The 13230-nt window shown below is 65.1% G+C and carries 10 protein-coding genes; 6 read left to right on the top strand and 4 right to left on the bottom strand.

Features of this window, described 5'->3' with window-relative positions; genetic code table 11:
• Positions 1–157 precede the first annotated feature (157 nt).
• Entirely contained in the window at positions 158–1201 is a 1044-nt protein-coding gene (gene holA, locus NKJ57_RS28560) for a DNA polymerase III subunit delta (RefSeq protein ID WP_023750940.1), read from the bottom strand.
• A 507-nt stretch (positions 1202–1708) separates the two neighbouring features.
• Here holA and NKJ57_RS28555 point away from each other — a divergent pair.
• The 5 genes from NKJ57_RS28555 to NKJ57_RS28535 all read left to right on the top strand — a co-directional run bounded on the left by NKJ57_RS28555 (position 1709) and on the right by NKJ57_RS28535 (position 8059).
• The gene (locus tag NKJ57_RS28555) at positions 1709–2941 is read left to right on the top strand and encodes a 3-methyl-2-oxobutanoate dehydrogenase (2-methylpropanoyl-transferring) subunit alpha (RefSeq protein ID WP_023710316.1); all 1233 of its coding nucleotides are present in this window, start codon (positions 1709–1711) and stop codon (positions 2939–2941) included.
• Positions 2942–2943: 2 nt separating this feature from the next.
• Complete coding sequence (locus NKJ57_RS28550) at positions 2944–3957, top strand: alpha-ketoacid dehydrogenase subunit beta (RefSeq protein WP_023745906.1); 1014 nt, start codon at positions 2944–2946, stop codon at positions 3955–3957.
• A 2-nt stretch (positions 3958–3959) separates the two neighbouring features.
• Positions 3960–5363, top strand: a complete 1404-nt coding sequence (locus NKJ57_RS28545) for a dihydrolipoamide acetyltransferase family protein (protein WP_023702532.1) — start codon at positions 3960–3962, stop codon at positions 5361–5363.
• A gap of 235 nt (positions 5364–5598) precedes the next feature.
• On the top strand, positions 5599–6987 hold the full coding sequence (gene lpdA / locus NKJ57_RS28540; RefSeq protein ID WP_023710314.1) for a dihydrolipoyl dehydrogenase: 1389 nt from the start codon (positions 5599–5601) through the stop codon (positions 6985–6987).
• 205 nt (positions 6988–7192) lie between these two features.
• Positions 7193–8059: a glycosyltransferase gene (locus NKJ57_RS28535; protein ID WP_023702534.1), complete on the top strand. Its 867-nt coding sequence runs from the start codon at positions 7193–7195 to the stop codon at positions 8057–8059.
• A gap of 161 nt (positions 8060–8220) precedes the next feature.
• Here NKJ57_RS28535 and NKJ57_RS28530 read toward each other — a convergent pair whose 3' ends face one another.
• Complete coding sequence (locus NKJ57_RS28530; RefSeq protein WP_352513603.1) at positions 8221–9324, bottom strand: saccharopine dehydrogenase family protein; 1104 nt, start codon at positions 9322–9324, stop codon at positions 8221–8223.
• A 149-nt stretch (positions 9325–9473) separates the two neighbouring features.
• Here NKJ57_RS28530 and NKJ57_RS28525 point away from each other — a divergent pair, with 149 nt between their 5' ends.
• A complete protein-coding gene (locus tag NKJ57_RS28525; RefSeq protein WP_352513602.1) occupies positions 9474–9902 on the top strand; it encodes an Lrp/AsnC family transcriptional regulator in 429 nt (142 codons plus the stop codon).
• 178 nt (positions 9903–10080) lie between these two features.
• Here the strand turns inward: NKJ57_RS28525 and NKJ57_RS28520 are convergent, their stop codons facing one another.
• On the bottom strand, positions 10081–12114 hold the full coding sequence (locus NKJ57_RS28520; RefSeq protein WP_352513601.1) for an aldo/keto reductase: 2034 nt from the start codon (positions 12112–12114) through the stop codon (positions 10081–10083).
• 29 nt (positions 12115–12143) lie between these two features.
• Positions 12144–13223 carry an ABC transporter ATP-binding protein gene (locus NKJ57_RS28515; RefSeq protein ID WP_023687606.1) on the bottom strand — a complete coding sequence of 360 codons (1080 nt, stop codon included), beginning with the start codon at positions 13221–13223 and terminating at the stop codon, positions 12144–12146.
• Between the last annotated feature and the right edge of the window lie 7 nt (positions 13224–13230).

The raw sequence follows: 13230 nt of genomic DNA, 5'->3' as shown, positions 1-13230 counted from the left end.
TGGTCATGGTGGCGTTCCTTCCAGGGAATCGGTGACGTTGAACATCACCAGCCTGCCATGACCGCCCTCTCTCAGCGAATTTGCAGAACTCTCAGCACACTACCCGCCGCGACCCCCTCTGTCGCCTTTGGCGACATCTCCCCCTCAAGGGGGGAGATCACCGCTGCGCCAGCCTCGCGCTCTCCACCGCAATGCCGAGCAGCGCCTGCCGCGCCAGCGCTTCCGACAAATCCGGCCTGCGCCTGGTCTGCAGCACGGCCGATTGCAGCCGGTTCAGCGCGCGGCTGAGCGCCTCGACGTTCCAGCGCTCCAGCGCCTTCTCCACCAGCTTGCGCCGCGAGAAAAACACCGGCGGACGGGCGCCGGCCACTGCCGAGGCGGCGTTGCGGCCGGCGGTGTCCATCTGGCCGCGCATGACCTGAAGCTGCTGCAGCTGCCGCATCGCCGAGGACAGTACCAGGAAAGGATGGCCGCCGGACAGGCAGTGGCGGGTGAAGGCGGTGTCGAAGTCACCGATCCTGCCCTCCAGCACAGCATCGACCGCGTCGTCGAAGGAGGCGCCGGAGACGTCGCCGGACATCGCCCTTACGTCGTCGAGGCTGATGTCCTTCTGGCCGTGGGCATAAAGCACCAGTTTTTCGATCTCACCGCGTGAGGCCAGCCGGTCGCCGCCGAGATTGCGGCGCAGCGCCTGGCGTGCGTCGAGCGCCATCGACATGCCGGCCTTGCGCAACTCGTCGTCGATGACGCTGTCGATGTCGCGCGCTTCATCGGCATAGCATGGCAGCGCCATGGCGTTGTCGGCCGCCTCGACCACGGCGCGCAGCCCGACGCCTTTTTTCAGGTCGCCGGCCTCGATGAGAATGATCGCGTCGCGCGCGGGCTCCGCGGTCAGCGCCTTGACGTCCTCCGCCAGCGGCTTCTGGCCGCTGGCGTTGCGCACCCACAGAAGCCGCCGGTCGGAGAACATCGGCACGGTCCGGGCTTCGTCCAGCAGCCGGCCCTGGTCGCGATCGACCTCCGCGCCATCGAGCCGGACGACTGAGAACGGATCGTCGAGCGACAGGCCGGTTTTCGCGGCAAAGGCTTTGGCCCGCTCGGCGACCAAGCCGCGGTCGGGTCCGTAAAGCAGGACGATCGATATGCGCGCGTCCGGCTTCGCCAGCCACGAATCGACTTCGTATCCTTTTTTCTGCGCCATTAGCGGTGGTTAGCATGGGGAGAGGGCGGAGTGAACGTTCTCCAGAGAGTTCGAGACCCTATTGCCTTCCTCTCCCTCCGGAGGGGGGAGAGGTGGCTCGGCGAAGCCGAGACGGAGTGGGGGAGCCACGTGGCAATCGCCGCGAACGGACAAAGGAAGGGCACTATTTCAAGCATTGCCTAGCGCCCAAGGGTCGACCCCCACTCCGTCGAGCTTCGCTCGACACCTCTCCCCCGATCACGGGGAGAGGAAAGCGCGAGTTCGCCGACCTTGGTGCTTTATCTCTCCCGGATGCCGTGAAGTGACTATCTACCGGAAATCCTGCAAAACTTTGCGCCTAATTGCGCGCTGCTCCCCAACATCGACAAGAAATTTCGCAGACATATCTGCATCTTGGGGTCGCCTGCCGGCCGTGACGCCGGATGGGTTGCGGCGCCCCATGAATTGGCGCTGTGCCGGGCGCGCGGATGTGCAAATATCGACGCAGCAAATGGGAGGACCATGGTCATGACCGATGCTGGGATGTTGCGGTTTCATGTGCCGGAGCCGGAAGTGCGGCCGGGCGGAACGCCCGACTTCTCCAACGTGCCGATCCCCAAGGCCGGCTCGGTGCCGCGACCGGACATCGATGTCGATCCGCGCACCATCCGCGACATGGCGTTTTCGATCATCCGCGTGCTCAACCGCACCGGTGAGGCGGTCGGGCCGTGGGCCGGGCTGCTCACCGACGAGGAGCTGCTCGAGGGGTTGCGCCACATGATGACGCTGCGCAGCTTCGATGCGCGCATGCAGATGGCGCAGCGCCAGGGCAAGACCTCGTTCTACATGCAGCATCTGGGCGAAGAGGCGGTGAGCTGCGCTTTCCGCAAGGCGCTGGCGCCAGGCGACATGAATTTCCCGACCTATCGGCAAGCCGGCCTGCTCATCGCCGACGGCTATCCGATGGTCACGATGATGAACCAGATTTATTCCAACGAGGCCGATCCGCTCAAAGGGCGGCAATTGCCGATCATGTATTCGTCGAAGGAGCATGGCTTCTTCTCGATCTCCGGCAATCTGGCGACGCAATACATCCAGGCGGTCGGCTGGGCGATGGCTTCCGCTATCAGCAACGATTCGAAAATCGCGGCGGCGTGGATCGGCGACGGCTCGACGGCCGAATCCGATTTCCATTCCGCACTGGTGTTCGCCTCGACGTACAAGGCGCCGGTCATCCTCAACGTCGTCAACAACCAGTGGGCGATCTCGACGTTTCAAGGCATTGCGCGTGGCGGCTCCGGCACCTTTGCCGCGCGCGGCCTCGGCTTCGGCATTCCGGCGCTGCGCGTCGACGGCAATGATTATCTCGCCGTGCATGCCGTGGCCAAATGGGCGGCGGAGCGGGCGCGGCAGAATCTCGGGCCGACGCTGATCGAACATGTCACCTACCGTGCCGGCGCGCATTCGAGCTCGGACGATCCGTCGGCCTATCGGCCGAAGACGGAATCCGACGCCTGGCCGCTCGGCGATCCGGTGATGCGGCTGAAGAACCATCTGATCCAACGCGGCGTCTGGTCGGACGAGCGTCACGCCCAGGCCGAAGCGGAAATCCTCGAGACGGTGATCGCGGCGCAGAAGGAAGCTGAAGGCCACGGCACGCTGCATGCCGGCGGCAAGCCGTCGACGCGCGAGATGTTCGAGGGCGTGTTTGCCGAGATGCCGCCGCATCTCAGGCGCCAGCGCCAGCAGGCGGGAGTCTGACCATGCCGAGACGGACCATGATCGAGGCGATCCGCGACGCCATGGACGTGTCGATGGCGCGCGACGAACGCGTCATCGTCTATGGCGAGGATGTCGGCTTCTTCGGGGGTGTCTTCCGCTGCACGGCAGGCCTGCAAGCGAAGTACGGCAAGAGCCGCTGCTTCGATGCGCCGATCAACGAATCCGGTATTGTCGGCTCGGCCATCGGCATGGCCGCCTACGGGCTGAAGCCATGCGTGGAAATTCAGTTTGCCGACTACATGTACCCGGCGTACGACCAGCTGACGCAGGAAGCAGCACGCCTGCGCTACCGCTCGAACGGCGATTTCACCTGCCCGATCGTTGTCCGCATGCCGACCGGCGGCGGCATCTTTGGCGGCCAGACGCACAGCCAGAGCCCGGAAGCGCTGTTCACCCATGTGTCGGGGCTGAAGACGGTGGTGCCGTCCAATCCGCACGACGCCAAGGGACTGCTGATCGCGGCGATCGAGGATCCCGATCCGGTGATTTTTCTGGAGCCGAAGCGGCTCTATAACGGACCGTTCGATGGCCATCACGACCGACCGGTGACGCCATGGTCGAAGCATGAACTGGGCGAGGTCGCCGACGGCCATTACACGGTGCCGCTCGGCACGGCGGCGATCCGCCGGGCGGGCTCGGCCGTCACCGTGCTCGCCTACGGCACCATGGTCTATGTCGCGCAGGCGGCTGTGGAAGAAACCGGCATCGATGCCGAGATCATCGATTTGCGGACCCTGCTGCCGCTCGATCTCGACGCGATAGTCGCTTCGGTGAAGAAGACCGGACGCTGCGTCGTCGTGCACGAGGCGACACTGACCTCCGGCTTCGGCGCCGAGCTGTCGGCGCTGGTGCAGGAAAATTGTTTCTACCATCTGGAAGCGCCGGTGGCGCGCGTCACCGGTTGGGACACGCCCTACCCGCATGCGCAGGAATGGGACTATTTCCCGGGGCCGGCCCGTGTCGGCCGCGCGCTTCTCGAAACCATGGGAGCCTAGGGATGGGCGAACACATCATCAAGCTGCCGGATGTCGGCGAAGGCGTCGCCGAGGCCGAACTTGTGGAGTGGCACGTCAAGGTCGGCGACCTCGTGCGCGAGGACTCGGTGCTTGCCGCCGTGATGACCGACAAGGCGACGGTGGAAATACCTTCGCCGGTCGATGGCGAGATCCTGTGGCTGGGCGCGGAGATCGGCGACACGGTGGCGATCGGCTCGCCGATCGTGCGGCTGAAAGTGGCGGGGGAGGGCAATGTCGGCGAAGGCTCGAAATTGTCAGAGGTCACGGCGGCACCGACCCCCACCCCTGCCGGGGCGAGCCACGGGTCTCGCCCGTCCTCCGGACCCCCACAAGAGGGAGGCGTTTCGGCCACGAAATCCGACGCCAAGTCGCCACCACCTGCACCAGCAGCCAAAAGCGCACGGGCAGCTGAGACTGAATCCCCCTCCCCCTTGTGGGGAGGGGCCAGGGGTGGGGGTACTGCGCCGACATCTAAAGGTGCGGCACCCACCGGCGCGCCGCGCCCGGAGGGCGAAAAGCCCCTGGCGTCGCCCGCCATCCGGCTCAGGGCGAAGGAGGCGGGGATCGATCTGCGCCAGGTGTCGGGTACCGGCCCTGCCGGCCGCATCAGCCACGAAGATATCGAGGCATTCCTGGCACGCGGACCGCAGGTAGCGAAGGCGTCGGGTCTGGCGCGCAATGACAGCGTCGAGGATATCAAGGTCATCGGACTGCGGCGCAAGATCGCCGAAAAAATGTCGCTGGCGAAGTCACGCATCCCGCACATCACCTATGTCGAGGAGATCGACGTCACAGCACTCGAGGAGTTGCGCGCGGCGCTCAACAAGGAAAAGCGCAAGGGTGTGGAGAGGCCGAAGCTGACGCTGCTGCCGTTCCTGATGCGGGCGATGGTCAAGGCGATTGCCGACCAGCCCAACATCAACGCGCTGTTCGACGACGAGGCCGGCATCATCCATCAGCATGGCGGCGTCCATATCGGCATTGCCGCGCAGACGCCGTCGGGCCTGGTGGTGCCGGTGGTCAAGCACGCCGAGGCGCGCGACCTCTGGGATTGCGCGGCCGAGCTCAACCGCCTGGCCGAAGCGGCGAAGTCCGGCACGGCCAGCCGCGACGAGCTGTCGGGATCGACCATCACCATTACCTCGCTCGGCGCCATGGGCGGCGTGGCGACGACGCCGGTCATCAATCATCCTGAGGTGGCGATCGTCGGCGTCAACAAGATGATGGTGCGGCCGGTCTGGGACGGCACCAAGTTCATCCCGCGCAAGATGATGAACCTGTCGTCGAGCTTCGATCACCGGGTGGTCGACGGCTGGGATGCGGCGGTGTTTGTGCAGCGGATCAAGGCGCTGATTGAGACGCCAGCGCTGATATTTGTGGATTGAGGGGCGGAACGACCGAGATGACGGCGGGACAGCGCCCCCCTCTGCCTTACCAGGCATCTCCCCCACAAGGGGGGAGATTGGACGTCACGCAGGGTTTCGCCAATCTCCATCGTTGCAGGAATGAGCGAAGCGAAGAAGCTGCTGATCTCCCCCCTCGTGGGGGAGATGTCCGGCAGGACAGAGGGGGGCGCGAAGGATCGCGACGGAACATTCCCTCGCATCAAAGGGTCACGCCATGAAAGAAATCTCCTGCAAGCTGCTGGTCATCGGCGCCGGGCCCGGCGGCTACGTCTGCGCTATCCGTGCCGGCCAGCTCGGCATCGATACGGTGATCGTTGAAGCCGGCAAACCGGGCGGCACCTGTCTCAATGTCGGCTGCATCCCGTCCAAGGCGATGATCCATGCGGCGGAAGAGTTCGAGAAGGTCGCGCATATGGCCGGCGGCAGCAGTCCGCTCGGCATCTCGGTAGCAGCGCCCGTGCTCGATCTCGGCAAGACGGTTGCGTGGAAGGACGGCATTGTTAGCCGGCTGACCGGGGGCGTTGCCGGGCTACTGAAGAAGGCCAAGGTCAAGACCGTCTATGGCTGGGCGACGTTCCGCGACGGCAAGACCGTCGCGGTCGAGACCGAGACCGGCACCCAGATCATCCGCGCCGAAACGGTTGTGATCGCCACCGGCTCGGCGACGGTGGAACTGCCGTTCCTGCCGTTCGGCGGCCCGGTGATTTCATCCACAGAAGCGCTGGCTCTCGGCGAGGTGCCGAAAAAGCTCGCCGTGGTCGGCGGCGGCTATATCGGGCTGGAACTCGGCATGGCGTTCGCCAAAATGGGCGCCGCGGTGACCGTGGTCGAGGCGCTGCCGCGCGTGCTGGCGCAGTATGATGCGGAACTGACCCGGCCGGTGGTGAAACGGCTGGCCCAGATCGGCGTCGAGGTGATGCTTGGCGCCAAGGCCAAGGGGGTCAAGGGCGACGCGCTGCTGGTCGAGACCGCGGACGGCAAGAGCACCAAAATCGCGGCAGACAAGATCCTGGTCACGGTCGGCCGCAAGCCGGTGACGGAGGGCTGGGGCCTCGATCAGATCGATCTCGACGTGGCCGGCAAGTTCATCAAGATCGACGACCAGTGCCGCAGCTCGATGCGCGGCATCTATGCCATTGGCGACGTCACCGGCGAGCCGATGCTGGCGCACCGGGCGATGGCGCAAGGCGAAATGGTGGCCGAGATCGTCGCCGGCCACAAGCGCAGCTGGGACAAGCGCTCGATCCCGGCCGTCTGCTTCACCGATCCGGAGCTGGTGACGGCAGGGCTAACGCCGGAGGAGGCGAAGGCTTCAGGCGAAATCAAGATCGGCCAGTTCCCCTTCGCCGCCAACGGCCGGGCGATGACGAAACTCGGCGAGGACGGGTTTGTTCGTGTTGTCGCCCGCGCGGACAACCATCTGGTGCTGGGCATCCAGGCGGTCGGGCAAGGCGTGTCGGAACTGGCGGCGGCGTTCGGCCTGGCGCTGGAAATGGGCGCGCGGCTGGAGGATATCGCCGGGACCATCCATGCGCATCCGACGCAAGGCGAAGGCTTCCAGGAAGCGGCGCTGAAGGCGCTGGGCCACGCGCTGCATATTTGAAGTGCGCTTACCCTCCCCCTTGTGGGGAGGGTCGATCCGCGTAGCGGAGCGGGGTGGGGGTCCTCGCCGACCGTCAGCGCTCACCCCACCCCGTCTCGCCATCTCCGCTTCGCTCCGACCGCGAGCCGACCCTCCCCACAAGGGGGAGGGTGGCCGCCCAGCCGTTGGTTGTCGCAGATCAGCGGAATGTACTAAGTGTCGGTCCATGGACACCGGCCTGAAGAAATACATCGCCATACGCTACAACATCGCCGCTGGCTTCAAGCCAAGCCAGTGGGACGGAAAGGGCCGCGCCAATCTCGACCCGGTCTGGCTGGTCGAGCGCCTGGCGTTGTTCGACACCTATTGCGCGTCGTCGCTCGAAGGCCAGTCGCTGAAGGATTTTACCGTCCTTGTGGCGTTCGATGCCGATACGCACGAGAACTATATTCGCACCGTGTGCAGCTGCGTGGCCGGTGTCGACGTCAGGCCGATCCTTGTCGAGGCCGGCGACGATTACAACAATCGCTTCAATGCTTTCGTCCACGACGACAGCGATGCCGAGTATGTCTCGCTAACGCGGCTCGACAGCGACGACGCGCTGGCGCCGACCTTCATGGAGCGCGTCGACCACTACGCGCGCCGGGAGATCGAAAAGCGTGTGGTGGACCTGCAGCCGCTCTACATTGCCTTTCCGGACGGCCAGAATTTCGAGACGGCAAGCGGACGCTACACGCACCACGACTATGTCACGTCGGCGTTCGGCACGCTGGTCGAAAGGAGATCGCCGGCGATGAGCGGCGTCTACAGCGAGCACCACGCAAAAATGGCGACGCGCTTCAACACCGTCGTGGCGGCATCGAAGGGCGCGCAATGGTGCATCGTCATCCATGACAACAACGCCGCCAACGTGTTGAGGGGGAAGCCGGTCTCGGGGCCCTCCTTCACGGTGGGCCGACCGGGTGTCGAACCCAAGGTGCCAGCGCGAAGGCAAAGCGCGCCACGACAGGCGACGCAGCCCCGCATGGCGCCGCGGACCGCGGGCAACTTCATCCGGTTTCTGCTCGGACGACCGATGGCTCTGCGGAAGTAGCGGGCGCTTTACCCTCCCCCTTGTGGGGAGGGTCGATCGCGGAGCGGAGCAGGGTGGGGGTCCTCGCCAACCGTCGGCGCTCACCCCCCACCCCGTCTCGCCATCTCCGCTTCGCTCCGATTGCGCGCCGACCCTCCCCACAAGGGGGAGGGTGAAGTAGCTCAGCTTGCGAGCCGGCTCACCATCTCGTGCTGCGCATAAGCGCGCCCAAAACGATTGGCGAGAAACGCATCCAGCGCGATGTCTTCCTGCTTGACGAAACCGGTCGCCGGCAAGGTGCCGTCGGCCAGCATGTCGAGCACGGCGCAGATGCCGGACGCGGTGGTGATCTGGATTGCGCTGCGCACCTGGTTGCCGATGCGCTGCGAATAGATCTTGTTGGCGTAGGTTTCCTGCAGCAGGCGGCCATTGCGGCGGCCCGAGACGGTGACGAAGACGATGACCACGTCCTGCAGCGTTGCCGGCAGGGCGCTCTCGAAGATATCCTTCAGCACGTCGCGGCGGTGGCGCAGGCCGAGGTCGTTGAGCAGCGCCTTCATGATCGCCGCGTGGCCGGGATAGCGGATGGTGCGGTAGTTCAGCGTGCGCACCTTGCCCTTCAGCGTCTCGGCCAGCGTGCCGAGACCGCCAGAGGTGTTGAAGGCCTCATAGGTGACGCCGTCGAGCGAGAACTCTTCGCGCTCCTCCAGCGGCGGCACCTCGATCAGCTCGCCCTCGACGATCGCCTCGCAGGGTTCGCAATATTCGTTGATGACGCCGTCGGTGCTCCAGGTCAGATTGTAGTTCAGCGCATTGGACGGGTATTGCGGCAGCGCGCCGACGCGCATGCGAACGCTTTCCAGCGTGTCGAAGCGGCTGGCGAGATCGTTGGCGACGATCGAGATGAAGCCCGGCGCCAGGCCGCATTGCGGAATGAAGGCGCTGTTGCCCGACTTGGCCAGCTCCTTGACGCGGCGGGTCGAGACGACATCCTCGGTCAAATCGAGATAGTGCACGCCGGTGGCGGCGGCCGCTTCGGCGATGCGTGTGGTCAAATGGAAGGGCGCGGCGCTCAGCACGGCGAAGGCGCCGGCAAGGGTGGCCTCGAGTGCGCCGGGAGTAGCGATGTCTAGCTCCAGCCCCTCGACGCCGGCGGGAAGTTCGGCCGCGGCAAACTGCGCCGCCGCGCGGTCGACAACGGTGACGTGGTAGTCGCCGCTGTCGGCGAGCATGCCTGCAATGGTCGAGCCGATCTTGCCGGCGCCGACGACGATGATTTTCTTCATGATCCGATCCCTCGTAAAAGCTCTTTGGCCCAGACCGCTGCAGGGTGGGCACCATGCTTCTGAGAATCGCAGCTTGCCTGGCGAAAGGAAGCGTGGAATTGTACGAAACGTACCCTGTCTTTGGCGATAAGACGACAAGGTTCGTCGAAATGCTTAGTGAACCCGAACAAAAACTGCTTTCCCTGCTGCGCGCCAATGCCCGCGCGTCGACCACTGAGCTGGCGCGCCAGCTCGGCGTGTCGCGCACCACCGTGCAAAGCCGCATCGAGCGGCTGGAACAGCGCGGCATCATCACCGGCTATGGCGTGCGGATGGCGCCGGACTACGAGCAGGGGCTGGTGCGGGCGCATGTGCTGCTCACCGTCACGCCCAAGCTCGCCGACAAGGTGGTGCGGGCGCTGCAGGCGCTGCCGCCGGTGAGGACGCTGCATTCGGTGAGCGGTAATTTCGACATGATCGTCATCGTCGACGCGCCGTCGATCAGGGATCTGGATGCGTTGCTGGACGAGATCGGCGCGATGGACGGGGTCGAGCGGACGTCGTCGTCGATAATTTTGTCGACCCGGATTGATCGGTAGGTGGAACGCATGAGCTGCTAATCTCCCCCCTTGCGGGGGAGATGGCCGGCAGGCCAGAGGGGTCGGTTCGACTGGGCTCGGCCTACCTGCCGCTGCAGAAGGAGGTTAGCGCTCCACGCGAGGCGACCCCCTCTGTCGCCTTCGGCGACATCTCCCCCTCAAGGGGGGAGATTAGCTGCTAAGCCCTGCGCCGTTCCGGCCCGCTATCCAGCCACGCCACATCCTCCGCCGACAGCTTGATATCCAGCGCCTTCAAGCTGTCCTCCAACTCGTCCAGCGTGCGCGGGCCGATCAACGGCACCGACGGAAAAGGCTGCGCCAGCACATAGGCGAGCGCGATGTGGATCGGACTTTTGCCCAGGCGCTGCGCCAGCTCGATGGCGCGGTCGCGGCGGCCGAAGTTCTTCTCGGAATACCAGACCCGCACCAGTTCCTCATTGTCCTGCTTGTCGCGGCCGGCGCGGTCGGTGAAGAAGCCGCGGCCTTGGCTCGACCAGGCGAAGTTCGGCATCTGCCTTTTCGTCAACCAGGATTTCCAGTCGTCGGTGGACGAGGTGATGCAGCCGGCCCAGATCGGTTCCAGCATCTCGGCCAGCGAGAAATTGTTGGAGAGCACGCCGGGCTTCTGCTTGCCGGTGCGCTCGGCATAGGCAATCGCCTCGTCCATGCGCGCCATCGTCCAGTTCGAGCCGCCGAACGGGCCACGGATGCGGCCGGCCTTGACCTCGGCGTCCATCGCATCGACGAATTCGCCGACCGGCACATCCGGGTTGTCGCGGTGCATGAAATAGAGGTCGACATGGTCGGTCTGCAGCCGGTCCAACGACTGGGCGAGCTGCTTGCCGATGACATCGGGATAGCAGAGCGGCGAGTGGGCGCCCTTGGCGATGATCACCGACTGCTCGCGCACGCCGCGATTCCTGAGCCATTGGCCAAGCAGCGTTTCGGTGTAGCCGGCGCCGTAGACATAGCCGGTATCGAACAGATTGCCGCCGGTCTCGAAGAAGGCGTCGAGCAGGATTGCGCCCGACGAGAAGGTGCGGAAATCCTCGAAGCCGAGCGCCACCACGGAGGCCGGCTTCGACAGGCCCGGAATCTTGCGCTTGCCGATGGCGGTGCCGCCGGTGCGCAGCGGCCGGCCCGAAAGGGTGTTGGTTCGCTTAGCCGGCTTTTCGATTTCATATTCGAGCCCTACGGCAGCGCGCCATTTGTCGAGCACACGCAGCGTGCCGAGACTGTCGGCCCAGCCCATGCCCGGCCAGGCGAATTCCTGTTTGCCGGCCAGGATCGCCTCGCCGGCGGCGTCGACCTCAAAGGAATAGAGATGGCGGGTTTCGTTGAGGCTGATGGTCTCGCGCGTGTCGTCGGCGAGAATTACATCGATCCGGCCAGGGCCGCCATCGCGGTTGCCGCCGCCGGCGAACCAGAAATCCGGCACCTCGATGCGGCCCTTGGTGCCGAGGATGCGCAGGACATTGTCCTGTTTGAGCGAGATGCTGCAGGATACCTCGGCAACGATTCCACCGGGAAAATGCAGCAGCGCCGAGGCCCATTCGTCGACGCCGGACTTGCCGAGATGGGCGGTGCCGACAACCTTGTCCGGCTCGGCGAAGGGTTTGCCTGTGGCAGCGCCCGCGATCAGCCGCACCATGGAGACGGGATAGCCGCCGACGTCGAGAATGCCGCCACCGGCGAGATCGTTGGCGTAGAGCCGGTGCTCGGGCATGAAGCCCGGCATGGCGAAGCCGAAGCTCGACTTGATCAGCCTGACATCGCCAATGACGCCCGACTGGATCACCTCGACCAGCTTCGCCGTCTGCGGGTGCAGGCGGTACATGAAGGCTTCGCCGAGGAAGGTGCCGGCCTTGCGCGCGGCATGGATCATGGCGTCGGCCTCGAAGGCGGTCAGCGCCAGCGGCTTTTCGCACAGCACATGCTTGCCGGCTTCCGCCGCCTTGATTCCCCATTCGGCATGGCCGGGATGCGGGATGGCGATATAGACGGCGTCGACCTCGGGGTCGGCGAGCAGCGCGTCGTAACCGTCGAGGATGCGGGCGCCGGGAAACGTCTCGGCCAGGCCTGCCTTGCCGGGATTGCGGGCGCCGAGCGCCACGATCGTGCCGGTGCGCGAGCCTGCCACGCCGCGGGCGAACGCTTTGGCGATGTCGCCGGGCCCAAGTATCCCCCAGCGGAGGGGCGCGGTTGCAGTCATGATCATTCTCCTTGCAAGGCTGGAAGCGCTCAGCGCAGCCGCTGGCCGTCTTCATCGAACAGATAGGATTTGCGGATGGACACGGTGATCTCCTGGGTGTCGGGGACCTTTGCCGCGTCGCGCTGGATCACCAGGTCTTCGCCATGGGCGGTCCTGGCATAGATGAAGCTGGTGCCGCCGAGATGCTCGACCACGTCGATGCCGACGGTGAGGTCGGCTTCGCCTTCGCCGCCATTGCCGAAATGTTCGGGCCGCACGCCGACAATGACCTTGGCTCCTGTTTCTGGCACGGCGCCGGTCAACGGTTGCATAATGCGGGTCTTTTCCTCGCCTACCAGCTCGACGGTGACGCTGCTCGTGTTGCGCCCGACGACGCGGCCCTTGATGAAATTCATCTTCGGCGAGCCTACAAAGCCGGCGACGAACTGGTTGTCGGGATTGTCGTAGAGATCGAGCGGCCGGCCGATCTGCTCGACATGGCCGCCGCGCAGCACGACGATCCGGTCGGCCAGCGTCATCGCTTCGGTCTGGTCGTGGGTGACATAGATCATCGTCGTGCCGAGCTCCTTGTGCAGGCGCGAGATCTCGACCCGCATCTGGACGCGCAGCTCGGCGTCGAGATTGCTCAACGGCTCGTCGAACAGGAAGACTTGCGGTTCGCGCACGATGGCGCGGCCAATGGCGACGCGCTGGCGCTGGCCGCCGGACAATTGCCTGGGCCGCCGCGTCATCAACTCTGTGATGCGCAGGATTTCGGAGGCCCGCTTCACCCGCCGCTCGGTGTCCTCCTTGGGGTTGCCGGTCATCCTGAGGCCAAAGCTCAGATTCTGCTCCACGCTCATGTGCGGGTAGAGCGCGTAGGACTGGAACACCATGGCGATGCCGCGCTCGGCCGGCTCGACATCGTTCATCACCTTGCCGCCAATGGCGATCTCGCCGCCGCTGATATCCTCCAGCCCGGCGATCATCCTGAGCAGCGTCGATTTTCCACAACCCGACGGGCCGACAAAGACGACGAACTCGCCATCGGCGATATCGATGTTGGCGCCATGGATGATCTCATAGACGCCGAAGCGTTTTACGACATTGGTGAGGGTGACTGCCGCCATATCGCTC

It is taken from the genome of Mesorhizobium sp. M0077, assembly GCF_040322955.1.
GTDB lineage: Bacteria > Pseudomonadota > Alphaproteobacteria > Rhizobiales > Rhizobiaceae > Mesorhizobium.
The sequence above is the reverse complement of the archived record's forward strand: the minus strand, read 5'-3'. Positions and strand labels throughout refer to the sequence as shown.